Origin of the sequence: Aeromonas sp. S16(2024), assembly GCF_041403065.1 — a bacterium.
GTDB lineage: Bacteria > Pseudomonadota > Gammaproteobacteria > Enterobacterales > Aeromonadaceae > Aeromonas.
In genome coordinates this window covers 144,449-167,147 of record NZ_JBGLQX010000008.1, presented here as the reverse complement: position 1 = coordinate 167,147, position 22,699 = coordinate 144,449, and the positions used below count along the sequence as shown (strand labels likewise).

Sequence of the window (22,699 nt, the reverse complement as noted above, 5' to 3'; positions counted from 1 at the left end):
AGGGAGGGGGGTGAATAAAGTGTCAGGGAAAATATTTTTGGCCTCATCTCGATTCTGTGAGGCCAGTCACAACCATTCAGGAACTGGTTAGAAAATTGGCCAGCAATGGGTGGCCCTGCTCGCTCAGAATGCTCTCCGGATGGAACTGAACTCCCTCTATATTCAGCTGCTTATGGCGCAGCCCCATGATCTCGTCAAAGGAGCCATCGGCGTGTTCGCTCCAGGCGGTCACCTCGAAGCAGTCGGGCAGGGTTTCCCGTTCCACGATGAGGGAATGGTAGCGGGTGACCCGCAGCGGGTTGTTGAGATCCTTGAATACTCCCCCGCCCTGATGGCGGATGAGGGAAGTCTTGCCGTGCATCACCTGACGGGCACGCACCACCCGGGCGCCGAACGCCTGCGCCAGAGACTGGTGACCGAGACAGACGCCAAGGATGGGGATCTCGCCCGCGAAGCGACGGATGGCAGCCAGCGAGATGCCCGCCTCATTGGGCGTGCAGGGGCCGGGAGAGATCACCAGATGACTGGGGGCAAGCCTGGTTATCTCGTCCAGGCTGAGCTCGTCATTGCGCTTGACCACCACCTCCTGGCCCAGGGCGCCGAAATACTGCACCAGGTTCCAGGTAAAGGAGTCGTAGTTGTCGATGAGTAGCAGCATGCAGAAACCTACGGATTGAGATCGGGGCGACAAGGACTCGCCCGTTGGCCGACAAAGAGGCCGCGCATTCTGGCATGTCTGCCCGGGTTAATAAACGCCTTCGACCCGATGCCAGTGGCCGGATTAGGCCTCAATCAGAGATGAGATGCGCGTTCACCCACACAAACCGCACCCGAGTACCGCAGGAGTGCCAGTCCGGCGCCATAGACCACGACTGACCCTCCCCTCTTTATTATGCCCACCAGATTGCACCGAAATCAGGTCATCTTTGACCATGTCTCCCGGCCATCACGGTTGAAGGCGCTCCTTCAGACGCATCGCGCCCCCCCTCACCAGTGTCCGCCCAGCCCCGCCATGATAAAAATATGCAACCTGACACACAAAACACAAAACGCAGTTTCATTTTAATTTGATCAAGGTTTTTCATTTTGCTATCGTGCCTTCAACGACAGGATTTCCCGACACATCGCCATCCATGCCGCCTGCGGCCCGGAATTGAGGTTCACAATGCAAACTCGTCAAAGCATCCACAGCGATCACGCCAAACAACTCGACACCCAGGGCCTGCGCCGTGAGTTTCTGGTGGAAGAGATCTTCAGCCCGAACCGGCTGACCATGACTTACAGCCACATCGACCGCATCGTGTTCGGCGGCATCATGCCGGTGGATGGGCCGCTGGCTTTCTCCGATGAACTCGGCAAGGCCTTTGGCGTCACCTATTTCCTGGAGCGGCGCGAGCTTGGCCTCATCAATATCGGTGGCCCGGGCCTGGTGGTGGTGGATGGCACTACCTATGAAGTAGGCAAGGCCGAGGCGCTCTACGTCGGCCAGGGTGCCCGCACCCTGAGCTTTGCCAGTGTCGATGCCTCGCAGCCTGCCAAGTTCTACTACAACAGCGCCCCGGCCCACACCAGCTACCCGACCCGCACCGTCACCCAGGCCCAAGCCTCACCGGCGACTCTGGGGGATGCCGCCACCAGCAACCGCCGCACCATCTACAAGTACCTGGTACCTGACGTGCTGCCGACCTGCCAGCTGGTCATGGGCATGACCCAGCTGGAAGAGGGCAGTCTGTGGAACACCATGCCCTGCCACACCCACGAGCGCCGCATGGAGGTCTACTTCTACTTCAACATGAAAGAAGACGCCGCCGTGTTCCACATGATGGGCAAGCCGGACGAGACCCGTCACCTGCTGGTACACAACGAACAGGCCGTCATCTCCCCGAGCTGGTCCATTCACTCCGGCGTCGGTACCCAGGCCTACACCTTCATCTGGGGCATGGTGGGCGAAAACCAGGTATTCGGCGACATGGACCATGTTGCGGTCCAGGACCTGCGCTAACCAGCTCACCCCATCCCGAGCGGCCTGCGCGGCCGCTTAACAGTGACAAGTGACACCACACCTTCCCGTGGGCTTAGAGGTAACAACATGATTCTTAATGCATTTGATCTGAAAGGTAAGGTCGCCATCGTCACCGGTTGCGATACCGGTCTGGGCCAGGGCATGGCGCTGGGGCTCGCCGAGGCGGGCTGTGACATCGTCGGCATCAACATAGTCGAGCCGACCGAGACCATCACCAAGGTCGAAGCCATCGGCCGCCGCTTCCTGAGCCTCAAGGCCGACGTCAGCAAGGTCGATACCCTGCCGGCCCTGGTGGATCAGGCAGTCTCCCACTTCGGCCGCGTCGATGTGCTGGTGAACAACGCCGGCATCATCCGCCGGGAGGACGCCATCAACTTCAGTGAGAAAGACTGGGATGACGTGATGAATATCAATATCAAGAGCGTGTTCTTCATGTCCCAGGCGGTGGCTAGGCAGTTTATCGCTCAGGGTGAGGGCGGCAAGATCGTCAACATCGCCTCCATGCTCTCCTACCAGGGCGGCATCCGGGTACCCTCCTACACCGCCTCCAAGAGCGGCGTCATGGGCATCACCCGCCTGCTGGCCAACGAATGGGCCAGCAAGGGGATCAACGTGAACGCCATCGCCCCCGGTTATATGGCCACCAACAACACCGCCGCCCTGCGCGCCGACGATGACCGCAATGCCGCCATCCTTGAGCGGATCCCGGCGGGTCGTTGGGGTGTGCCGGACGACATGATGGGCCCTGTGGTGTTCCTGGCCTCCCCCGCCTCGGACTACATCAATGGCTACACCATCGCCGTCGATGGCGGCTGGCTGGCCCGTTGATCCCGTCCTGATAGAGAAGGCGCTGCGAGGCGCCTTTTGTCGTTGCCCCTGACAGGAGGGCCCTATGTTGCTCGACAGTCTCTGGTTTGCCCAGTCAATCGGCCTGTTGGCCTGCCTCGTGGGTGCCACGGCGTTCATGCAGCGCCAGGACAGCAAGCTCAGAGCCCACCTCACCCTCAATGGCACCCTGATGGGGCTGCACTTCCTGCTGCTGGGATCCTCGGTTGCCGCCATCAATTGCCTGTTGTGTGCGGTACGCAACTGGGTATCCGGTTACTACCGCGGACTAGGGACCATGCTGCTGTTCCTGGTCCTGGCCTGGTCGCTGGTGATCCCCCAGGTAAGTCACCCGGTGCAACTGCTGACCCTGCTGGGCACCACCCTCAGCACCTTTGCGCTGTTTCGCCTCAACGGCATTGCACTGCGTCTGTGCATGCTGAGCAGTACCATCTGCTGGCTGACACACAATATCTGGGCAGGCTCCATTGGTGGCATCTTGCAGGAGGGTATCTTCTTCATTCTCAACAGCCACACCATCTTCAAGCTCTACAAGGCTGCCCCGCAAGACATCCGGGAATGAGCGCCCAAAGATCGGGGCAGACCATTCATCGGGTACCACAATGCAAAAGAGCAGGCCAAGGCCTGCTCTTTTTGATACTGGGTGGATAGCGCCAGTCTTATCCGTGGTTGCCGAAGGGATAGTCGTGGAAACCGAGCCCCTCGGAGATCCTGGCCGCCGCCTCGTGCAGCTGAGCCACCAGAGAAGCCTTGTCTTCCTCGTGGAAACGCACCAGGGGCAGCGACAGGGAGAGCCCTGCGATGATCCGCCCCATGCGGCTGTAGATAGGCACCGCGAAGCAGCGCAGGCCGTGCTCCATCTCTTCCCTGTCTTCCGCATAACCTTGCTCGCGCACCTGGGCCAGCTCCACCAGCAGGGCATCGACATCCGCCAGGGTGTGCTCAGTAAAGCGCTCGAAGGTCACCCCGGCCAGCATGGCACGCACCTCGGTCTCCGGCAGCCAGGCCATCATCACCTTGCCAAGACCTGTGCTGTAGAGCGGGCGGCGGCGACCGATGCGGGAATACATCCGCAGGTTGTATTCGGAATCGATCTTGTGCAGGTAGACGATGCTGTCTTCATCCAGCATCCCCAGGTGCAGGGTCTCCTTGGTCTGCTTGCCGAGGCGATACATCTGTTCGTCGGCGATCTGCACCAGATCCTGATGCTCCAGCGCCTTGGCGCCCAGTTCAAACAGCTTGAGACTGAGGGCATACTTGTCGGTTTCCCCCTCCTGGGAGACATAACCCAGCGTCTTCATGGTTTGCAGAAAGCGGTAGACTGTGCTCTTGGACATCATGATCCGCTGGGACAGCTCGGTCACCCCGATCTCTTTCTGCTCCCCCAGCGCCTGCAGTATGCCGAACACCTTGAGTACCGATGACACCGATTCTGGCGAGTTGTCTATCGTCGACATGCGTCACTTCCAAAAAAAATGATTGATTGTTTCATTGTATTTGAAATGAACTGGCCATCATAGTGACGGAGACGATTTTCCAGTCAAATCATCCGCTAATAGATGGATATGTGGCCTCGCTCACGCAGGCATTGGCGCGAATGCCACCGAAAAATGAGCACGCACGCTCTGATAATCCCTCTGCAACTTGCCTGCTTCCCATGCCTCCCCACCCTTCCTCATCAGGACAAGACCATTGTCACACTTTTAATGAAATGATGTTTCAATAGTTTTTTCTATTTCATTAATTAAATAGAATGGCGTCATCACCAACGCGGAAGACGCGGGAGGAGTTATGTCTATCAAGGTCGCCGTCATTGGCGAATGCATGATCGAGCTGTCAGAGCACCAGACCAACATAGTGCGCCACTTTGGAGGGGACACCCTCAACACCGCCGTCTACCTGACGCGGGCCAACCCGGACGTCTCGGTGCACTACGTGAGCGCCCTGGGCACGGACCCCATGAGCGCGGCCATGCTGTCGCAGTGGCAGCAGGAGGGGGTACACACCGAGCTGGTGCAACGCCTCGACCACAAACTGCCCGGCCTCTACCTCATCGAGACCGATCATCGGGGGGAGCGCACCTTCCACTACTGGCGCAGCGATGCGGCGGCCCGCTACTGGTTGCAGACCCCGGAGGCCGACCGGATCGGCGAGCGGCTACGGGAGTTTGACTGCCTCTATTTGAGCGGCATCAGCCTCGCCATCTTGTCTGCGGATGACAGGTTGACCCTGCTGCGACTGCTGGCCGAATGCCGGGCAGCCGGCGCCAGGATAGCCTTTGACAACAACTACCGTCCCCGCCTGTGGGAGAGTCAGGAGGCGGCCCGCCAGACCTATGCGGCCATCCTGGCTCTGACCGATCTCGCCTTCCTGACCCTGGATGACGAGGTTGCCCTCTGGGGAGATGCCGACGAGGCCCAGTGCCTGGCCCGAACCAGTGCCCTCGGCGTGAGCGAGATCGTCATCAAACGCGGCGCCGGGCCCTGCCTCATCGTGCAACCCGATGACCACTGCGAGGTGATGGCCGTGACCCTCGCCAGGGAGCAGATCGTCGACACCACGGCGGCGGGTGACTCCTTCAGCGCGGGTTACCTCGCCACCCGGCTGGCGGGACAATCCGTCATCGACTCGGCCCGCTATGCCCATCGGCTGGCGAGCACCGTCATTCAACACCGTGGCGCCATCATCCCCCTGACGGCCATGCCAGATCCCATCACCCCTGACCACCCATACAATGAGGCTTCCCATGTCAGCATTGCTTGAACGACTCCGCACCCTGAAGATCATCCCCGTCATCGCCATCAAAGATGCCGGCGATGCCGTCGCCCTCGGCCGCACCCTGATGGAAAACGGCATGCCCAGTGCCGAGATCACCTTCCGCACCCCAGCGGCGGCTGAGGCCATCCGCCAACTGCGGAGCACCTTCCCCGAGATGATCATTGGCGCCGGCACCGTCCTGACCACGGCCCAGGTCGATCAGGCCATCGAGGCCGGTGCGGACTTCATCGTGAGCCCCGGGCTCAACCCTCGCATCGTGCAATACTGCCAGGCTCGCGGGGTTCCCATCATCCCCGGCGTCAACAACCCCAGTCTGGTCGAGCAGGCCATGGAGCTGGGTCTGAAGACCCTCAAGTTCTTCCCGGCCGAACCCTCAGGCGGCCTGGGGATGCTCAAGGCCATGAGCGCCGTCTATCCGGTCTCCTTCATGCCCACCGGCGGCGTCAGCCCGAGCAATGTGAAGGACTACCTGGCCCTGCCCTCCGTGTTCGCCTGCGGCGGCACCTGGATGGTGCCTGCCAATCTCGTCGACAACCGCGAGTGGGACAAGATCGGCGCCCTTGCCAAAGAGGCCATGGCCGCACTCTAAGTCAGTACGGGCCCGTCACTCGGGCCCTCATCCAACCACCACCGGGGCGCCATCGCGCTACCACTGGTGCAATCAAAGGACCTACCCATGATCGTTGGTAATCTGCAGCAACTCGACATTGCCCTGCTGCCGGCTCCGCTGATGCGGCTGCTGAGCCTGCCTGAACTTTCTTTGCACAGGCTGCAGCAACAGGCAGAGGGAAGACATGATCTTATCGATGACACCGTCTTCTATCTCGTCTCCTGCCCCACCACGGCAGAGGAAGCGAGTCTCAAGAGTGAATTTCACGACCGCTACCTGGATATCCAGATAGTGCTGACCGGGCAGGAGGTGATCGCCCTCAGCGCCGCCGTCTCCTCCCCTCATGATCATCAGGAGAGCAAGCCGGACCTCCTCTTCCTGGACAACCCGACGATCACCACCCGGCTGTTGCTCAATACCGGCGACTTCGCCATCTTCTATCCCGGCGAGGTGCACAGACCCACCTGCCAGGTCGGCAGCCCCGCCCGGATCAAAAAAGTCGTCTTCAAGATCTGCAAGAACTGGTTGGCTGCTCAGTAAGGGCCCCCTTCCGGCTTCCCTCTCACCGCATCCGCCCGGAGGCGAGAGAGCATATGTTCATAACCCCCGCTTTTTACTGCTGTTCTCGTGGCCGTTTGGGAGCTCAGCTCCCTTTTTTCCCCACCGGAAGATCCCGTTCCAAGCCCCATTTCATCAACGACGGCACAGTACAAAAAGCTGCCGTCATAAAATTTGATTTTTGATTCCCACAAATACGGAACGCCATTTCATTAACTTGAGTTTGATCACTGAAAAGCCGCCGGATTCGCGTAGCATGAGCATCATCAAAATAACCAAACCCATAGAGGGGTGACACATGCGTACAATGAATCCTCTGCCCAAGCTGTCTCTGATTGGCACAGTGGTCGTCGCTGGTCTGTTTCTGACTGGATGTGGTGAAGACAGCAAGGCTGCTGGTCCCGTGATCCTGAAGACGGCGTTCAATCAATCCGAGCACAATCCCCAGTTCAAGGCGCTGCAAGACTTCAGCCAGAAGCTGGAAGCCGCCACTGGCGGCAAGTACAAGCTGGAAATTCACCCCAATGAGCTGCTCGGAGATCAACGCGCGGCGCTGGAGCTGGTGCAGTCCGGCGCCATCCAGCTGGCCGTGGTGGCCAATCCCCTGGTCGAGAATTTCAACAAGAATTTCTCCGTGCTGGCCATGCCCTACATCTATGACAACCCGGAACACCAGCGCAAGGTGTTCACCGGCGGTACCCTGGATGCCCTGTTCAGTTCCACCAAGGGCAATGGCTTTGAGGTGCTGACCGCCTATACCGCCGGGGCGCGCAGCATGTACGTCAAGGGGGCGCCCATCAAGACCCCGGAAGACATGAAAGGGAAGAAGATCCGGGTGATGCAGTCCGACACCATGGTCAAGATGCTGACCTGCATGGGGGGAACCGGCGTGCCCATGGGCCAGGGAGAGGTCTACTCCGCCATCCAGCAAGGGGTGCTTGATGGCGCCGAGAACAACGAGATCACCTACGCAGATCTGAAGCAGTATGAAGTTGCGCCGCATTTCTCCTACACCCGCCACGTGATGGTGGCCGACTTGCTGGTGGCCAACGAGTCCTTCCTGGAGAAGATGGATGCCGCCGATCAGGCGACCTTCCGCAAACTGGCCAAGGAGAGCACGGCAACCGAATTCGATCTCTTCAGTCAGGCGCTGGAAACCGCCAAGCAGACGGCCACCAGCCAGGGAGCCACCTTCACCGAAGTGGATATCACCCCCTTCCAGGCGCGCTGCAAGCCGCTGCAAGAGGCCCTGCTGATCACCCCGGAGCAGAAAGACATCTTCACCAAGATCCGTGCATTGGCCAACTAACGTCTGCGGTTGTCAGGGGCTGCCATGGTGGCCCCTCTTAAAAGGATCCGTCATGAAATCCGTTCAACAATTGGCGCCTCACCCCGCTCACCACGAGCCCCCGATCCAGGGCGGTCTCTATGCCTCCCTGACCGGGTTCAAGCAGAAAGTGGATGTCGCCGTTTCATTTTTATGTATTGCCATCGTCGCCTTGATGACGCTGTTGGTCACCTACCAGGTGGCGACCCGCTATCTGCTCAACAGCCCGAGTGCCGTGAGCGAGGTGCTCTCCCGCTACCTCTTCATCTGGCTGGTGTTGATCGGCAGTGCCTATGTCTTTGGTCTGCGCGAGCACATGGCGATCACCTTCATGCGCGATCGCATGTCGCACAACGTGCGCATCATGATGGAGATGCTCGGCGAACTGGCCACCACCACCTTTGCTCTGCTGGTGCTGACCGTCGGTGGTTACATCGGGATGAGCCGTCAGATGGGGCAGCTCGACTCGGCGCTGCAGATCCCCATCGGGGTCATTTATGCCGCCATCCCCCTGTGTGGCGTGCTGACCGTCTTCTATTGCCTGTACAACCAGTACGGGTTGGCCAGACAACTCTCCTTCAAGCAAAAGGTATGACCATGGATATTGCGGTTGTTGTCGCACTGGTGATGTTCATCGGTGCCTTTTTCCTGCTGTTTATCGGCACCCCTATCAGTATCAGTATCGGGCTCTCCTCCTTCCTGGCCATGGCGCTGATCCTGCCGTTTGATGGCGCCATCCTGACCTCGGCCCAGCGGGTCTTCGTCGGTCTGGACTCCTTTGCCCTGCTGGCCATTCCCTTCTTCATCCTGGCCGGCAACCTGATGAACAACGGTGGCATCGCCATCCGTCTGATCAACTGCGCCAAGATTATCAGCAACTTCCTGCCCGGCCCCCTGGCCCAGACCAACGTGGTGGCCAACATGTTGTTTGGCTCCATCAGCGGCTCCGGCGTCGCCTCGGCGGCGGCCATCGGCGGCATCATGTCCCCCATCCAGAAGAAGGACAATTACGATCCCGCCTTCAGCGCCGCGGTCAATATCGCCTCGGCCCCGACCGGCATGCTGATCCCGCCGAGCAACTCCCTGATCGTCTACGCCACGGTAGCGGGCAGCGTCTCCATCACTGCCCTGTTCATGGGCGGCTACGTTCCCGGCATCCTGTGGGGGCTGGGGGTCATGCTGGTGGCAGGCTTCATCGCCAAGCGCCGTGGTTACATGGCCAGGCACGATTCCCTCAAGGGGCTGCGCCTCAAGCTGCTGCTGGATGCCATTCCCAGCCTGCTGATGATAGTGGTGGTCATCGGCGGCATCCTCGGCGGCATCTTCACCGCGACCGAAGCCTCCGCCATCGCAGTGGTCTATTCGCTGATCCTCGGTGTCTGTTACCGGAACATCAAGGCTGCCGATCTGCCCGCGATCTTCCTGGCCACCGCCAAGATGACCGCCATCGTGATCCTGATGCTGGCCGCCTCCTCCATCATGTCCTGGGTGATGGCGTTCACCAAGATCCCGGCCCTGATCGCCTCGGGTCTACTCTCCTTCACCGACAGCTTCCTGCTCATCCTGCTGATCATGAACCTGGTGCTGTTGCTGGTGGGCACCTTCATGGATCCCACCCCGGCGGTGCTGATCTTCACCCCCATCTTCCTGCCCATCTGCACCCAGTTCGGCATGGATCCGGTGCAGTTCGGCATCATGATGATCTTCAACCTCTCTCTGGGCACCATCACGCCGCCGGTAGGGCCGATCCTGTTCACCGGCTGCAAGATAGGAGAGATCAAGATTGAGGGGGTCATCAAGCCGCTGCTGCCCTTCTTTGCGGTCATCGCCCTGGTGCTGCTGCTGGTCACCTATGTGCCGGCTATCTCGATGGCGTTGCCCCAGGCGATGGGCCTGGTCAACTGATCCCGCCCCTCCGAACGCGGCAGCGAATGCGTACAGAACACGGATAACGAGTCAGCCCCGGGTGATCCAGACACCTGGGGTTATTTCATGGCGGTGCCTATGGGAGGGAAAACGGGCAGGCGGGCTTGCTGCCGGGCGGCTTATGAGCAAGACGCACCCAAGGTCAATCAGGCAGGAGATAACAACAACACTCACCGACGGATGCGGACAAGTGCAACACGGCAGCCGGTATCAGCGATCCAGATAACGCCCCTGCTCCAGCTCGCGCTCGCGTTGGCATTCGGCCAGATAGATGGCGGCGGCGATGGCCGGGGTCTTGTGGTGCTTGTCGATGGCATTGGAGACCATCAGCTGCAGGGTGTTGAGGTTCTTGGCCTTGCGGAACTTGCGCAGCCAGTGGCCCTTGTCACTCAGTTCTTCAATCACTGTATTTGATTCGACAGACATGCTTTCTCTTGGGGCAAGCGCCCGCGTTTGACATTGGAAGAGGAGATGACGAACCAGGGGTCGGGTGAAACAAAGAAAGCCAGGCAAATACCCAGCTCTCTACAACTACACCTTCCCAGTATGTCAGGCTCGAGGAACGAAGCCGACAACATCATATACGCTGATCAGGGTTTTTTCAGCCCTTTCCCGCGCCTTTTGTGCGCCAGCCGCCAAAATTGCCTGCAGATGAGTCTCATCCTGACGCAGCTCGCGGAAGCGGGCCTGGATGGGCTCCAGCAGGGCGACCACGGCATCGGCCGTCTCGCTCTTGAGGTGGCCGTACATCTTGCCCTCGAAGTGCTGCTCGAGCTCGGGGATGGAGCGACCAGTCACCCCGGACATCAGGGTCAGCAGGTTGGAGACCCCCGGCTTGTTCTCGGGATCGAAGCGCACCACCGCCGGCTCGTCGGAGTCGGTCATCGCCCGCTTGATCTTCTTGACGATCTGCTTGGGATCTTCCAGCAGGCCGATGAAGTTCGCCTCGTTGTCGTCGGACTTGGACATCTTCTTGGTGGGATCCTGCAGGCTCATCACCCGGGCACCGTCGGTCGGGATGAAGGGCTCAGGCAGGGTGAACACCTCGCCGTAGAGGTTGTTGAACCGGGTGCAGATGTCGCGGGTCAGCTCCAGATGCTGCTTCTGGTCGTTGCCGACCGGCACCTGGTTGGCCTGATAGAGCAGGATGTCCGCCGCCATCAGCACCGGATAGCCGAACAGGCCGACGTTGACGTTGTTCTCGAAACGGGCGGACTTGTCCTTGAACTGGGTCATGCGCGACAGCTCGCCCATCTGGGTGTAGCAGTTCAGGATCCAGCCGAGCTCGGCGTGCTGGGGCACGTGGGACTGGATGAAGACGGTGCTCTTGGCCGGATCTATGCCGACCGCCAGATAGAGGGCAGCGGCATCCAGGCACGCCTTGCGCAGGGCGGCAGGCTCCTGGCGGGTGGTGATGGCGTGCAGATCGACGATGCAGTAGAGGCAGTCGAAGTCATCCTGCATGTTGACCCACTGACGCAAGGCTCCCATGTAGTTGCCTATGGTCAGCTGGCCCGAGGGTTGGGCCCCGCTCAATACGATTGGTTTAGCCATGAATGTGTTGATCCTTGTTATTCAGCCAACAGGGCATCGAGCTCTGCAAACTGCTCGCATACCCAGTCAGGGCGGGAATCTGCGATGGGACGGCCATAGTTGTAGCCGTAGGTGAGCCCCACCACCTTCATGCCGGCAGCCTGGGCGGCCAGCACATCATTTTCGGAGTCTCCCACCATCAGGGTGCGGGACGGGCTGACCCCAAGCTCGTGGCAGGCGTGCAGCAGCGGATCCGGGCTCGGCTTCTTGACGGGCACGCAGTTGCCCCCCAACCAGAGAGCGAAACAGTCGCCGATTCCGAGGGCATCCAGAATGGGTTGCACGAAGTGACTCGGCTTGTTGGTCACCACGGCCTGCCGGTAACCGAGCGCCTGCAGGCGACGCAGGCTCTGCTCCACCCCGTCATACATGGCCAGCCCTTGCAGCAGACAGGCCTGATAGTGCTGGTCAAACAGGGGACGGGCCTTGGCAAACAGCTCGGGCGCCTCGCGGTAGTCCAGCGCACGCTGGATCAGCTTGTCGGCGCCATTGCCGACCCAGGTGCGTACCACGGCCTCGTCGGCCTCGGCCAGCCCCAGATCGGTCAGGGTGCGGTTGACCGCCAGCGCCAGTTGGGAGGCGCTGTCAATCAGGGTGCCATCCAGATCGAACAGTACCAGATCGAAGGGGCGTTCAACGGACATGAGCCAGCTCCGCCCGCATCTGGTCGATCACCGCCTTGTAATCCGGCTTGCCGAAGATGGCGGAGCCCGCCACGAACATGTCAGCCCCGGCGGCGGCGATCTCGCGGATGTTCTCCACCTTGACGCCACCGTCGATCTCGAGGCGAATGTCACGGCCGCTCTCGTCGATCAGGCGACGCACCTGACGCAGCTTGTCGAGGGTGCCGGGGATGAAGCTCTGACCACCAAAGCCCGGGTTGACCGACATCAGCAGGATCACGTCCAGCTTGTCCATCACGTACTCCAGGCAGGTGAGCGGCGTGGCCGGGTTCAGCACCAGACCGGCCTGGCAACCCTGTTCCTTGATGAGACCCAGGGTACGGTCCACGTGATCGGAGGCTTCCGGGTGGAAGGTGATCAGGTTGGCACCCGCCTTGGCAAAATCGGGCACGATGCGATCCACCGGCTTGACCATCAGGTGCACATCGATGGGGGCCTCGATGCCGTAGTCACGCAGGGCCTGGCAGACCATGGGGCCTATGGTCAGGTTGGGGACATAGTGGTTGTCCATCACGTCGAAGTGCACCACGTCGGCCCCGGCGGCCAACACCTTGGCCACATCCTCGCCCAGGCGGGCAAAGTCGGCGGAGAGGATAGAGGGGGCAATCAGAAAGTCTTTCATCAGCGTCATCCATTGGCAGCGTGGCAGAAAAAGCGGCGCAATTTTATCGCAAATGGGCGATGAAAACGACCCGCACGTACAGGGAATGCGGACCGCAGGTGCAGAAGACGCGGAGCGCGAGTCTCACCGCAAACACGGAATGAAAACGAGCCGCACCTACAGAAGACGAGGGGACTTCGCTCTTGCCCGACCAGACAGGCGCCGTGCCCGGGCAGAAACGACAACGGTCCCCGCAGGGACCGTTCATGACTCAACCGACAGAGACCAGCTCGGCCTCGCCGGGGTAATGGCCCTGCTCTGGGGCGATGCCGGGCGGATAGAGCGCCAGTAGCTCGGCCACCTTGTTGCGGCTGCCACCGTTGCGGCTGATGGTGCGCTTGACCAGGATCTCGTCGAGCCTGGCCCCGCGGTAAAGTTCCCGGGTCAGCTCGATGTCGTGGTTGCTGATGAGCACGGGCACCCCCTTGTGGGCGGCGGTATGACGGGCCAGCCTGGCCAGCAGGGCCTGATCATCCAGGGTGAAGCCGCCGGCCGAGTAGGTGGTGAAGCTCGCCGTGGTGGAGAGCGGCGCATAGGGGGGATCACAGTAGATCACCCAGTCCTCCTCCGCCCTGGCCATGGCATCGGCATAACTCTCGCAGATGAAGGTGGCCTTCTGGGCCTTCTCGGCGAAGGCCCACAGCTCTTTCTCCGGGAAATAGGGCTTCTTGTACGAGCCGAACGGCACGTTGAAGCCGCCCTTCTTGTTGTAACGACACAGGCCGTTGAACCCGTGGCGATTCAGAAACAGGAACAGCTGAGACCTTTCGAACCCGGCTTCGGTCTGGTTGAACTGGGTGCGCAGCCGATAATAGGCGGTCTTGTGATTGTGCTCGGCCACAAACAGCTTGCGCGCCTCACGGATGAAGTTGTCCGGCTGCAGCTTGAGGTGATTGTAGAGACCGATCAGATCCGGATTGATGTCGTTGAGCACATAGGCATCGTAATCCGTGTTGAGAAACACCGAGCCCGCTCCGACGAAGGGCTCCAGCAACACACGCCCGGCCGGCAAGCGCTCGGCAATCTCTTCGACCAGGGAGTATTTTCCCCCGGCCCATTTTAAAAACGCGCGTGTTTTTTTCATGGAAGTCCGGTGTTAAGAAGGCAATGCCCAAAAAAGGGGGACGATTCTACCCCCTTCCCCGGGCGACTGGCTATTGCTTCAATTCTTTTTGTATCTGGGCAAACGACTTGGGCCAGGGTTGTCCCTTGAGCAAGGCGGGGGAGAGCTTGCGGATCGCCGCCTTGGCCTGGGTGCTGTTGGCATAGTCGCCCTGCACCACCACGTACCAGGGGCTGCCACGGAAGCGGGTCTTGTAGACCCAGACCTTGCCCGCCAGCCCATGCTCGGCCACGAAGCTGTCGACCGCCTGGGTGTTGCTCGCCCCCATCAGCTGGATGCTGTAGTGGTTCCTCGCCTTCTTGTTGAGGGTCGCCACCGGCGTCAGGGCCACCCTGGGTGCCGGCGCCGCGGCGGGCGCAGTCGCAGCAGGAGTGGCAGTCGTCTTGGCAACGGGCGCCGTGCTCTGTGCCTGTGCCGCCGCCCCGGTCGGAGCGGCACGGGAACTACCTCCGACCAGCTCGTCTACCACGGCCGTCGGCAGGGCACCGCTGACGTTGGGCTGTGTCATCAGTTTCTCAACCACTTCGTCGGAGATGACGACCCGGCGCCCCTCGTAATTGCTCGACTCCGTGGTGACCGTCTCGCTCTCGACCTTCTTGGGCAAGGTCTTGGCATCGGGCTGCCAATCCCGGGCGACCTGGTTGCCTGAAGTGCTGGCATCGGCGCCACTGCTCGCCTGGCTCCCCTGGGCACCGCTCGCCGCGCCGACGCTCAGCGGATCGGTCGCGACGGGGTCGGGCAACGCCATCCCCTGGGTCGAGGTCTGGGGTTGCTCCTTGCCCGCCTCCTCGAACAGGGGGAGATAGCTCAGGGCCAGCAAACCGGCGGCCGCCAGGGCCAGCACGGTCGCAATCTTCTTGACGGGCAACTCGGCCTGACGTTTCTTGGGCCTTCTGTCGGTCATGACATCCTCCAATGACTGCATGATGGCGGACGGGTGTCCCCCCGCCCCCTTCAGGATCTCTTCCACTTTCGGCTTGGGCAAGAGGGCCGCCGGGATCTTCAGCTCCTTGGCCTTCTCATACAGGAAGATCCGTTGCTCAGGCGCGCTCAGTGGCGCGACTTCCAGCTCGAGCGCGGGCATGGCCCGCCCCTTGAGGGCACCCTTCTGATCGCGACACCAGGCGTCACTGCCCGAGAGCAGGATGGCCAGTTTATGGGGAGAGGCAAGGGTATCGTTATGGCGACAGAGCGCCCACAGCTCCCCCACCAGTTCGGCGGGCAGGGTGTCGGCGCGCTCGATCATGAGCAGCAGGGTGGAAGGTTTGCCCTCCAGCATGCGAAAGAAGCTGTCGGCCAGCGCATCCTGCGCATTGAACAGGGGGCGTGCCACCACCTGCTGAAGCAGCAACTGGCGCACGTCCGCCATCTTCATGGCCGGGCTGCCGATGAGGCTCACCACCCGAACCTGGTCAGGCAGCTGGGCAAGCAGGGATTCACACAGGGTGCCACGGCCGCTGCCGGGCTTGCCTGAGAGAAAAATAAAGGGGTGATTGAACTCAATCAGATGCAGCAGCCGGTCAACCAGCTGCCGCTGGGAAGGCAATTTCAGCAATTTGTTATTGGTCACGACCAGACTCGATCACCGCCATCAACTGCGCATCCGTCACATCGGCCACTACCTGGGCCTGCCCGATCCCGACTGGCAACACCAGCCGCAGCTTGCCTTCCAGCACCTTCTTGTCACGGCGCATATGGCGAATGAAGGCGGCAAAGTCCATCTCAGGCGGTGCCAGCACCGGCAGGTCCGCCGCCAGCAACAAGTCGCGGACTCGTGCAACCTCCTGCGCCGTCATGTCGCCACGGGCCAGGGCCGTTTCGGCCGCCAGCATCATGCCCGCCGCCACCGCCTCCCCATGGAGCCAGTTGCCATAGCCCTTCTCGGCCTCGATGGCATGGCCGAAGGTGTGACCCAGGTTCAGCAGCGCGCGCACGCCATGCTCGGTCTCGTCCTGACCGACCACGTCGGCCTTGATTTCACAGCAACGGCGAATGGCGTAAGAAAGGGCATCGGCGTCAAGGCGTTGCAGCAGCGCCATGTTGACTTCGAGCCAGGAGAAGAAGGCCGCATCCCAGATGATGCCGTACTTGATCACCTCGGCCATGCCGGCGGCAAATTCCCGCGCAGGCAGGGTCTTGAGGCAATCGGTGTCGATGATCACATGCTTGGGCTGATAGAAGGCGCCCACCATGTTTTTGCCAAGAGGGTGGTTGACGGCGGTCTTGCCGCCGACGGAGGAGTCAACCTGGGAAAGCAGTGTGGTAGGCACCTGAATGAACGGAATGCCTCGTTGATAGCTTGCCGCAGCAAAGCCGACAACGTCGCCTATCACGCCGCCCCCCAGGGCGATGAGGGTGGTGTCACGACCATGACTGGTTTCCAGCAGAGCAGACATGATCCGCTCGAAGGTGGCCAGGGTCTTGTAGGCCTCGCCATCCGGCAGTATCAGGTGTTCAACCTGAAAACCGGGCAGCAACTGAATGATCTGCTCAAGATACAAGGGGGCGACGACGGTGTTGGTCACTATCATGACCCGCTTGCCCTTGATCGTCTGCGCCAGCACCTCGGGGTGTTGCAACAGACCAGCAGCTATCTCAATCGGGTAGCTGCGCTCACCCAGTTCGACCTTCAACCTTTCCATGGACGTCCTCTATTGATTACATACCAATCAACTTAACGATTTGATTAGCTACAACTTTTGCACTTTGATCATCCGTCTGGATGACAAAGTCAGCGACTTCTTCATACAGGGCGTTACGTTCTTGAGCCAGACGCTCCAGCACTTCGCGGGGCGGCTCTTCGGTTTGCAACAAGGGGCGACGCTTGTCTCTCTGGGTACGCGCCAGTTGCTTTTCAATGGTGGTTTCGAGGTAGACCACGATGCCGCGCGCAGAGAGTTTGTTGCGGGTTTCACGGCTCTTGATGGCGCCGCCGCCCGTTGCCAGCACGATACCCTGCTGCTCGGCGAGTTCACCGATCACCTTCTCTTCGCGGATCCGGAAACCCTCTTCGCCTTCAACATCGAACACCCAGCCGATATCGGCACCACTGCGGCGCTCAATCTCATGATCTGAGTCGAAAAACTCCATGTGCAGTTGTTCTGCCAGATGTCTACCTATGGTGCTCTTGCCCGCACCCATGGGACCTATCAGGAAAATATTGCGTTTCTCAGCCATGTCTTTTCGTTAGTAATTACAAACTGTATGGCCCCGGTAACTACTCGACCGGGGTACCTATGAACCTTATCTTGCGATGGATCAGGAGGGGGATTATCTCAATAGAAACCAGGACTGGCAACCGCAGCCCTTACGCCCCAGCCTCATCGGGGCGTAAGGTTATATGTGTTTTACCCTCACATGTAAAGTTTTCAGAGGGCGTCGGTGACTATCCTCGGGGTCACGAAGATCAGCAGTTCACGCTTCTTGTTCTCGCTGGTGGTTTTCTTGAACAGGTAACCGAGACCGGGAATATCCCCCAGCAGCGGTACCTTGCTGACGTCGCTCTTGATGGTCTGCTGATAGATGCCGCCCAGCACCAGGGTCTCGCCGTTGTTGACCAGCACCTGGGTGGTGATGGACTGGGCGTTGATGGAGACCGCATCCCCGGTACCGGTCGGGACGGTTTCCCCCTTGGTATCCTGAGTCACAGTCAAATCCAGGATGACCCTGTTGTCCGGGGTGATCTGTGGCGTGACCTTGAGACTCAGCACCGCCTTCTTGAAGGTGACCGAGGTCGCCCCGCTGGACGAGGACTCCACATAGGGGATCTCTGTCCCCTGCTCGATCAGGGCCGGCTTCTGGTTCGCCGTGGTGACGCGAGGGCTCGCGATGATCTCGGCCTTGCTCTCCTTCTCCAGCGCCGACAGTTCAAGATCGAGCAGAGTGCCATTGGCCAGACGGGCAACCTGGAAGGCCAGGGTACCGGCGGCGTTGGTCACCGGCAGATTGACGTTGAGACGATCTGCCACATCTGGACGAGTCATATTAGTATTGATACTTCCATCCGGATTCAGATTGCCATTTCCTGAACCATCATTCCCCTCAATGGTGCCAGATGTGCCGTTGCCGTGGCCGTCATTCTTGGTCACCCCCCAACGCACCCCCAATGCCTCGTCGAAGCCATCGTCTATGGTCACCATGCGCGCCTCGATCACCACCTGCTTGACTGGAATATCGAGGATGTCCAACATCCGCTTGACGTTGCCGATGACATCCGCCGTGTCCTTGACTACCAGCACGTTGGTGCGCTCATCCACGCTCACCGCCCCTCTGGGAGAGAGCAGCTTGGTACTCTCGGAGGAGAGCAGGGCCGCCACTTCGGATGCCTTGGCATAGTTGATCTGCAGGTACTCGGTGTAGAGCGGTGCGAGATCGGCCACCTGGTTGCGGCTCTCCAGTTGCTGTTTCTCTCGTGCGGCAATCTCGTCCGCCGGAGCCACCAGCAGTATGTTGTTGTCCAGCCGCTTGTCGAGCCCTCTGACCTTGAGGATGATGTCGAGCGCCTGCTCCCAGGGCACCCCATCGAGACGCAATGTGATATTGCCGGAGACGGAATCCGTGGTCACCAGGTTGAGGTTATTGAAGTCGGCGATGATCTGCAGCACGGTCCGAACAGGAATATCCTGGAAGTTCAACGAGATTGGCTTGCCCTGATATTGTTTCGCTGTCGTGGTTGCGACGCGTTTTTTCACCTCTATGATGAACATCTTGTCGGCCTGGTCGTAGCGATAATCAAACTGGCCGTTGACCGAGAGCTCAAACAGGGTGTCATTGCCCTGACGGAACACCTCCACCTGGGAGACCGGGGTCGCAAAATCCTGCACATTGATAAGATTCAGCTGATCATCCGGGATCCGGGTACCGTGGAACTTGGCGAGCACCTTCTGGCCGCGGCTGCTCACATCCACCGCCGCCGAGCTGTTGTCCAGAGTCACGAGAAACTCCCCCTGCCCCTCCTTGCCACGACGAAAATCCACCCCCTTGACCGAGTTGAAATAAGCACCGCCTGTATTCGCCTGCGAGACGGACAGCACAGGTTTGCTGGCAGCAACAGAGACGGGGGCAGCAACGGGAGAGGAGACCGCCGCGGACTGATACTGAGACTGGTTCTGGGCGACCCGCTGGGTATCAATCAGTGCAGACTGGGTCACAGGCTGGCTCCTGACAAGGGCCGACGGGCTGGCTGCAGGGGAGACCGCAGTCGCAGCCACCGGTTGACCGGCCTTCTCTCCCAATGACACCAGCAATTTGTTGCCCTGTTGATGGACCTGATAGGGGGTCAGTTGATCGAGCGCTATCTTGATATCCAGCCCCTCTCCCTTGCCCTCCACCTTGAGGTTGTCCACCCCCTGCTGTTTGATGGGCAGCGGGTTGACCGTCAACGCCCCTATGGCGCCGGGCACGTGCAGCAGGAGCTGATTGGGTTCATACGACAGTCTGTCGGTAAATCCGCTCACTGGCTCACTGAAGCTCAGCTCCAGCAAGAGTTGATCGGCCAACAGCGGATTCACCTTGACCTCCTGCAACGCCGGCACCGCCCACACCTGAGTGCATGCGCCCAGCCACAGCAACGCCACACCCCTCATCCTTCTTATTGTTGTTCTCATCTCTGCTCATCCCTGATCATAGTTTTGCGTCGAGATTGGCCATGGCCAGCTGAGTTTCTCGGGTGACCCAGCATCCTTTGCCATCCGGTACCGTTTCCATCAAGTCAACATGAGTATTCGTTATCTTGATGACTCTTCCCTGATCCAGTCCCATGTACTGATTGAGCCCAACACGCACGGCTTGCCCGTCCGGAGTCCTGATCAGTGCCCACAACTGTCCCTGCTTGCCGATGGATCCCTTCATGCTCAGACTGGCCAGCGAGTAGCGCTCCAGCACCTCCTTCTCCCGACTGGCCACTATCTGGGCGCAGTCCGGCTTGGTCTTGGCATCCACCCTGGAACTGGTCTCTGGTTGCGGTTCAATGAAGGGACTGCGTTGATCGCTGCGCTGATAGGCCATGGGGGAGAATGGCTTTATCTCCGGCAAGGGCTCGATCGGGATGGGTTGCCTCGCCTTGGTTTGCTGTACGTACTCGTCCATGTCCTCCTGCCCGCCACAGGCCGTCAACAACAGCACCGGCAAGAGGAGTCCGACAACTCTCATGCTCATGGCGTCTGCTCCAGGGTTTTACCGTTGTACTTGTAGGTCTTGGCCTGCATGGACATGCCTATCAACTCGCCCTGATCCCTGCCTTGACTGAGCTGAAACGACTCCAGGATCACGATGCGCGGCAACGCGGCCATGTCTGCCGTGAACTTGCCGAGCTCGTGATAGGTACCCACCACCTCGATGCGCATGGGCAGTTCGGTCGAGAATTCATGTTTGACCTCTGCCTCCCAGTTGATCCTGTTCAATTTGAGCCCGTTATCGGTGGCAATGAAGCTGATGTCATCCAGCAGCCCCGCCACTTCATGGGTGTTGGGCAACTGCTTGAGCTGGGTATCCACCAAATGTTCAAGCTGCACCATCTGCTTCCTGTACGCCTCCAGGTTGGCGGCCAGCATGGCCTTGCTCTCGAATTGAGCCTTCAGCTCCTGCTCTTTAGCGGCTTCCTGGCGCAAGGCAGTCAGGGAGTTGGCAATCACATAGTAGTAAATGGCGCCACCCAGCAGGGCGCAGCAGAACAGGATGAAGATCCCCTTGGCGACGTTCGGCCAGCGCGCGATGTCATTGAGATCCAGGTCATTGAGCTGTTGCAGGTTCATTGTTGCCCCTTAGTCGCGACCGGAGCGACGCCGGCGATCTGGAACATCATGGAGAACTGGCTGAGGGCCACGGGCGCCACGTCTGCCGAGAAGATGGTGCTGATCTGAGACTGTCCCAGCCAGCCAGACCCATCGATGCGCCTCATCATGCTGGCAACACGGCCATAGGCTTCGGCCTTGCCGTTGACATCGATTCTGTTTGCCTGCAAGGCCAGGGTATTGAGATAGACCCCATTGGGCACCAGCACGGGTAGCTGGTTGAACAGGCGTACCGGTATGTTGCGCCTTGTCTGCAACTGCTCGATAAGCTGCATCCTGTCGATCAGCTCCTTTCGGCGCTCCTTGAGCAACCGGATCTCGCCGAGCTGGGTATCGAGCGTGGCCATCTCCTGCTGCAAACGCTGGTTACGCTGCTGCTGATACCCGATCTGCTGCTGCACCAGCCAGTCGACGGCAAAGGCAAGGGAGGCGGTGGCCGCCAGAAAAAGGCCGATCATGATGCCAAACTGCTTCTTCTGGCGCTGGGCCCTGGCCAGCCGCCAGGGCAGGAGGTTTATATTTGACATGGTGTGAAGCTCCGCAGTGCCAGACCGAATGCCGCCATGTATTTGGCCCCATGGATGAGGCCACCTTCCCCCCTGGGTTTGCCAAACAGGGCAAAGGGGTCGGGATGCAGCACTTCACAGTTGAGCTCGCTGCCTAGCTGCCCGGCGAGACCCGGCAGCAGGCTGCCCCCTCCCGTCAGCACCAGTTTTGACAACTCCTTGTTGCCAGAGGAGCTGCAAAAGAGCTGCACATTGCGCCTGACCTGCAACACCAGGGTACTGAGGTGGGGCAACAACACATCCACCTCATGGTCGGCAGGCAAGCTGCCCTGAACCTTGGCAAGCTCCGCCTCGTCCAGACTCATGCTGTAAAAAGAGGCCAGGGCCTGGCTGTATTGATCGCCACCGAAGTTCTGCAGGCGGGAATAGACGACCTGCCCCCTGAGCAGGGCGGCAAAGGTCATGGCACTGGCGCCTATATCGACGATACCGACCGGCTTGTCCCAGGTTTGCAGCTCGGGCAGACAGGCCAGCACGGCACGACCCAGCGCATGGGCCCCCACGTCCACCACCATGGTATTCATGCCAGCCTCTGTCAGCGCACTGACCCGGCCGTTGACGCTCTCGGTGCGCGCCGCGCTCAGCAGCACCTCCTGGCGGCTCTCGTCGGCCGTCAGGCCGAGGATCTCGAAATCCAGGCTGACCTCATCGAGGGGGAAGGGAATGAGCTGCTCTGCCTCCAGATGAACCTGGTTCTCCAGCTCGTTCTCGTTGATGTTGGCATCAACCTGAATGACCTTGGTGATGACATTGGAGCCCGTCACGGCGGTGGCCACCTGCTGACAATCCCCTTGAATGAGCCGCTTGAGCGACTTGAGGGACTGGCTGACCCGTTCAATGTCCTGCAGTTGATAATCGACCAGGGTGCCCTTGGGCATAAGTATCTCGGCAACCGATTCGAGATGCACCTTGCCAGGACGTCCGCTGAGGGTGACGGCCTTGATGGTTTGACTGCCAAAATCAATGCCCGCCAAGGAGAGGAGGGATCCCTTACTTAATAGCCCAAACATATACACATCCATGCGTTATTGGGTTTTAGGACTTATTGTAGGACAGCGCATCACGAGGTGATGACTTAACTCAATATAATGCTCTATCTATCAATGTCATAAAGTTTATGTCAAAAGTTGACGCTGCTCTCCTTTCGGCCTTGATTGCGGCCCCCTTGGTAATTGCGCCCTGGAATGCTACCCTCCCGCCTCTTCTCGAGGTCG

General features: G+C 59.9%; 24 protein-coding genes. 9 read left to right on the top strand and 15 right to left on the bottom strand.

All coding sequences use genetic code 11. From position 1 onward, the window contains the following. Window positions 1-76: 76 nt before the first annotated feature. Window positions 77-658, bottom strand: coding sequence for an aminodeoxychorismate synthase component II (locus ACB030_RS08480; RefSeq protein ID WP_371159019.1), 582 nt, complete (start codon window positions 656-658; stop codon window positions 77-79). 507 nt (window positions 659-1,165) lie between these two features. Between ACB030_RS08480 and kduI the strand changes: the two genes are divergently transcribed. The 3 genes from kduI to ACB030_RS08465 all read left to right on the top strand — a co-directional run bounded on the left by kduI (window position 1,166) and on the right by ACB030_RS08465 (window position 3,431). Further along, complete coding sequence (gene kduI, locus ACB030_RS08475) at window positions 1,166-2,002, top strand: 5-dehydro-4-deoxy-D-glucuronate isomerase (protein ID WP_371159017.1); 837 nt, start codon at window positions 1,166-1,168, stop codon at window positions 2,000-2,002. Window positions 2,003-2,089: 87 nt separating this feature from the next. Beyond that, on the top strand, window positions 2,090-2,851 hold the full coding sequence (gene kduD / locus ACB030_RS08470) for a 2-dehydro-3-deoxy-D-gluconate 5-dehydrogenase KduD (RefSeq protein ID WP_205643337.1): 762 nt from the start codon (window positions 2,090-2,092) through the stop codon (window positions 2,849-2,851). Window positions 2,852-2,915: 64 nt separating this feature from the next. After that, window positions 2,916-3,431: a YgjV family protein gene (locus ACB030_RS08465; protein ID WP_371159014.1), complete on the top strand. Its 516-nt coding sequence runs from the start codon at window positions 2,916-2,918 to the stop codon at window positions 3,429-3,431. A gap of 97 nt (window positions 3,432-3,528) precedes the next feature. Here ACB030_RS08465 and kdgR read toward each other — a convergent pair whose 3' ends face one another. Next, complete coding sequence (gene kdgR / locus ACB030_RS08460) at window positions 3,529-4,326, bottom strand: DNA-binding transcriptional regulator KdgR (RefSeq protein ID WP_289976031.1); 798 nt, start codon at window positions 4,324-4,326, stop codon at window positions 3,529-3,531. Window positions 4,327-4,660: 334 nt separating this feature from the next. On the opposite strand from kdgR, the gene ACB030_RS08455 reads away from it, so the two are divergent. From ACB030_RS08455 to ACB030_RS08430, 6 genes are all read left to right on the top strand, one after another. After that, window positions 4,661-5,632, top strand: a complete 972-nt coding sequence (locus tag ACB030_RS08455; protein ID WP_371159012.1) for a sugar kinase — start codon at window positions 4,661-4,663, stop codon at window positions 5,630-5,632. Beyond that, window positions 5,616-6,236, top strand: a complete 621-nt coding sequence (locus ACB030_RS08450) for a bifunctional 4-hydroxy-2-oxoglutarate aldolase/2-dehydro-3-deoxy-phosphogluconate aldolase (protein ID WP_371159010.1) — start codon at window positions 5,616-5,618, stop codon at window positions 6,234-6,236. The genes ACB030_RS08455 and ACB030_RS08450 overlap by 17 nt, the downstream gene beginning before the upstream one ends. Window positions 6,237-6,323: 87 nt before the next feature. Beyond that, entirely contained in the window at window positions 6,324-6,797 is a 474-nt protein-coding gene (locus ACB030_RS08445; RefSeq protein WP_371159008.1) for a YhcH/YjgK/YiaL family protein, read from the top strand. A gap of 316 nt (window positions 6,798-7,113) precedes the next feature. After that, a complete protein-coding gene (locus ACB030_RS08440; RefSeq protein ID WP_371159006.1) occupies window positions 7,114-8,124 on the top strand; it encodes a TRAP transporter substrate-binding protein in 1,011 nt (336 codons plus the stop codon). 52 nt (window positions 8,125-8,176) lie between these two features. Beyond that, a complete protein-coding gene (locus tag ACB030_RS08435) occupies window positions 8,177-8,737 on the top strand; it encodes a TRAP transporter small permease (RefSeq protein ID WP_289976026.1) in 561 nt (186 codons plus the stop codon). A gap of 2 nt (window positions 8,738-8,739) precedes the next feature. Beyond that, window positions 8,740-10,047, top strand: a complete 1,308-nt coding sequence (locus tag ACB030_RS08430; protein ID WP_371159003.1) for a TRAP transporter large permease — start codon at window positions 8,740-8,742, stop codon at window positions 10,045-10,047. Between the two features lie 231 nt (window positions 10,048-10,278). Here ACB030_RS08430 and ACB030_RS08425 read toward each other — a convergent pair whose 3' ends face one another. From ACB030_RS08425 to tapM, 13 genes are all read right to left on the bottom strand, one after another. Next, window positions 10,279-10,494 (bottom strand): hypothetical protein, encoded by a 216-nt coding sequence (locus tag ACB030_RS08425; RefSeq protein WP_106887541.1) that lies wholly within the window; start codon window positions 10,492-10,494, stop codon window positions 10,279-10,281. Window positions 10,495-10,617: 123 nt separating this feature from the next. After that, on the bottom strand, window positions 10,618-11,622 hold the full coding sequence (gene trpS, locus ACB030_RS08420; protein ID WP_025326158.1) for a tryptophan--tRNA ligase: 1,005 nt from the start codon (window positions 11,620-11,622) through the stop codon (window positions 10,618-10,620). Between the two features lie 17 nt (window positions 11,623-11,639). Continuing rightward, on the bottom strand, window positions 11,640-12,305 hold the full coding sequence (locus ACB030_RS08415; protein WP_005329960.1) for a phosphoglycolate phosphatase: 666 nt from the start codon (window positions 12,303-12,305) through the stop codon (window positions 11,640-11,642). Further along, complete coding sequence (rpe, locus tag ACB030_RS08410; protein WP_041205203.1) at window positions 12,295-12,966, bottom strand: ribulose-phosphate 3-epimerase; 672 nt, start codon at window positions 12,964-12,966, stop codon at window positions 12,295-12,297. The genes ACB030_RS08415 and rpe overlap by 11 nt, the downstream gene beginning before the upstream one ends. A 250-nt stretch (window positions 12,967-13,216) precedes the next feature. Then, window positions 13,217-14,089, bottom strand: coding sequence for a Dam family site-specific DNA-(adenine-N6)-methyltransferase (locus ACB030_RS08405; RefSeq protein ID WP_371159000.1), 873 nt, complete (start codon window positions 14,087-14,089; stop codon window positions 13,217-13,219). Window positions 14,090-14,159: 70 nt separating this feature from the next. Then, a complete protein-coding gene (locus ACB030_RS08400; RefSeq protein WP_371158998.1) occupies window positions 14,160-15,698 on the bottom strand; it encodes an SPOR domain-containing protein in 1,539 nt (512 codons plus the stop codon). Continuing rightward, a complete protein-coding gene (gene aroB, locus ACB030_RS08395; protein ID WP_371158996.1) occupies window positions 15,688-16,770 on the bottom strand; it encodes a 3-dehydroquinate synthase in 1,083 nt (360 codons plus the stop codon). The genes ACB030_RS08400 and aroB overlap by 11 nt, the downstream gene beginning before the upstream one ends. A 16-nt stretch (window positions 16,771-16,786) precedes the next feature. Beyond that, complete coding sequence (gene aroK, locus ACB030_RS08390; protein WP_010673824.1) at window positions 16,787-17,305, bottom strand: shikimate kinase AroK; 519 nt, start codon at window positions 17,303-17,305, stop codon at window positions 16,787-16,789. A 191-nt stretch (window positions 17,306-17,496) separates the two neighbouring features. Continuing rightward, on the bottom strand, window positions 17,497-19,734 hold the full coding sequence (locus ACB030_RS08385) for a type IV pilus secretin PilQ (protein ID WP_371158993.1): 2,238 nt from the start codon (window positions 19,732-19,734) through the stop codon (window positions 17,497-17,499). Between the two features lie 16 nt (window positions 19,735-19,750). Beyond that, a complete protein-coding gene (locus ACB030_RS08380; protein WP_371159039.1) occupies window positions 19,751-20,278 on the bottom strand; it encodes a pilus assembly protein PilP in 528 nt (175 codons plus the stop codon). 2 nt (window positions 20,279-20,280) lie between these two features. Beyond that, entirely contained in the window at window positions 20,281-20,880 is a 600-nt protein-coding gene (gene tapO / locus ACB030_RS08375; protein WP_371158991.1) for a PilO family type IV pilus biogenesis protein TapO, read from the bottom strand. Further along, complete coding sequence (gene tapN, locus ACB030_RS08370) at window positions 20,877-21,446, bottom strand: PilN family type IV pilus biogenesis protein TapN (protein ID WP_371158989.1); 570 nt, start codon at window positions 21,444-21,446, stop codon at window positions 20,877-20,879. Before tapN ends, tapO begins: the two co-directional genes overlap by 4 nt. After that, a complete protein-coding gene (tapM, locus tag ACB030_RS08365) occupies window positions 21,434-22,495 on the bottom strand; it encodes a PilM family type IVa pilus assembly protein TapM (protein WP_371158987.1) in 1,062 nt (353 codons plus the stop codon). The genes tapN and tapM overlap by 13 nt, the downstream gene beginning before the upstream one ends. Window positions 22,496-22,699 lie beyond the last annotated feature (204 nt).

Excerpts from the sequence above, each read along its gene's own strand:
- tapO (WP_371158991.1), bottom strand. The coding sequence starts at position 20,880 with ATGAACCTGCAACAGCTCAATGACCTGGATCTCAATGACATCGCGCGC.
- ACB030_RS08385 (WP_371158993.1), bottom strand. The coding sequence starts at position 19,734 with ATGAGAACAACAATAAGAAGGATGAGGGGTGTGGCGTTGCTGTGGCTG.
- ACB030_RS08445 (WP_371159008.1), top strand. The coding sequence starts at position 6,324 with ATGATCGTTGGTAATCTGCAGCAACTCGACATTGCCCTGCTGCCGGCT.
- ACB030_RS08430 (WP_371159003.1), top strand. The coding sequence starts at position 8,740 with ATGGATATTGCGGTTGTTGTCGCACTGGTGATGTTCATCGGTGCCTTT.
- ACB030_RS08405 (WP_371159000.1), bottom strand. The coding sequence starts at position 14,089 with ATGAAAAAAACACGCGCGTTTTTAAAATGGGCCGGGGGAAAATACTCC.
- ACB030_RS08425 (WP_106887541.1), bottom strand. The coding sequence starts at position 10,494 with ATGTCTGTCGAATCAAATACAGTGATTGAAGAACTGAGTGACAAGGGC.
- ACB030_RS08435 (WP_289976026.1), top strand. The coding sequence starts at position 8,177 with ATGAAATCCGTTCAACAATTGGCGCCTCACCCCGCTCACCACGAGCCC.
- kduD (WP_205643337.1), top strand. The coding sequence starts at position 2,090 with ATGATTCTTAATGCATTTGATCTGAAAGGTAAGGTCGCCATCGTCACC.
- ACB030_RS08480 (WP_371159019.1), bottom strand. The coding sequence starts at position 658 with ATGCTGCTACTCATCGACAACTACGACTCCTTTACCTGGAACCTGGTG.
- ACB030_RS08440 (WP_371159006.1), top strand. The coding sequence starts at position 7,114 with ATGCGTACAATGAATCCTCTGCCCAAGCTGTCTCTGATTGGCACAGTG.
- aroB (WP_371158996.1), bottom strand. The coding sequence starts at position 16,770 with ATGGAAAGGTTGAAGGTCGAACTGGGTGAGCGCAGCTACCCGATTGAG.
- ACB030_RS08415 (WP_005329960.1), bottom strand. The coding sequence starts at position 12,305 with ATGTCCGTTGAACGCCCCTTCGATCTGGTACTGTTCGATCTGGATGGC.
- ACB030_RS08455 (WP_371159012.1), top strand. The coding sequence starts at position 4,661 with ATGTCTATCAAGGTCGCCGTCATTGGCGAATGCATGATCGAGCTGTCA.
- ACB030_RS08450 (WP_371159010.1), top strand. The coding sequence starts at position 5,616 with ATGTCAGCATTGCTTGAACGACTCCGCACCCTGAAGATCATCCCCGTC.
- kdgR (WP_289976031.1), bottom strand. The coding sequence starts at position 4,326 with ATGTCGACGATAGACAACTCGCCAGAATCGGTGTCATCGGTACTCAAG.
- aroK (WP_010673824.1), bottom strand. The coding sequence starts at position 17,305 with ATGGCTGAGAAACGCAATATTTTCCTGATAGGTCCCATGGGTGCGGGC.
- trpS (WP_025326158.1), bottom strand. The coding sequence starts at position 11,622 with ATGGCTAAACCAATCGTATTGAGCGGGGCCCAACCCTCGGGCCAGCTG.
- tapN (WP_371158989.1), bottom strand. The coding sequence starts at position 21,446 with ATGTCAAATATAAACCTCCTGCCCTGGCGGCTGGCCAGGGCCCAGCGC.
- ACB030_RS08380 (WP_371159039.1), bottom strand. The coding sequence starts at position 20,278 with ATGAGAGTTGTCGGACTCCTCTTGCCGGTGCTGTTGTTGACGGCCTGT.
- rpe (WP_041205203.1), bottom strand. The coding sequence starts at position 12,966 with ATGAAAGACTTTCTGATTGCCCCCTCTATCCTCTCCGCCGACTTTGCC.
- ACB030_RS08465 (WP_371159014.1), top strand. The coding sequence starts at position 2,916 with ATGTTGCTCGACAGTCTCTGGTTTGCCCAGTCAATCGGCCTGTTGGCC.
- tapM (WP_371158987.1), bottom strand. The coding sequence starts at position 22,495 with ATGTTTGGGCTATTAAGTAAGGGATCCCTCCTCTCCTTGGCGGGCATT.
- kduI (WP_371159017.1), top strand. The coding sequence starts at position 1,166 with ATGCAAACTCGTCAAAGCATCCACAGCGATCACGCCAAACAACTCGAC.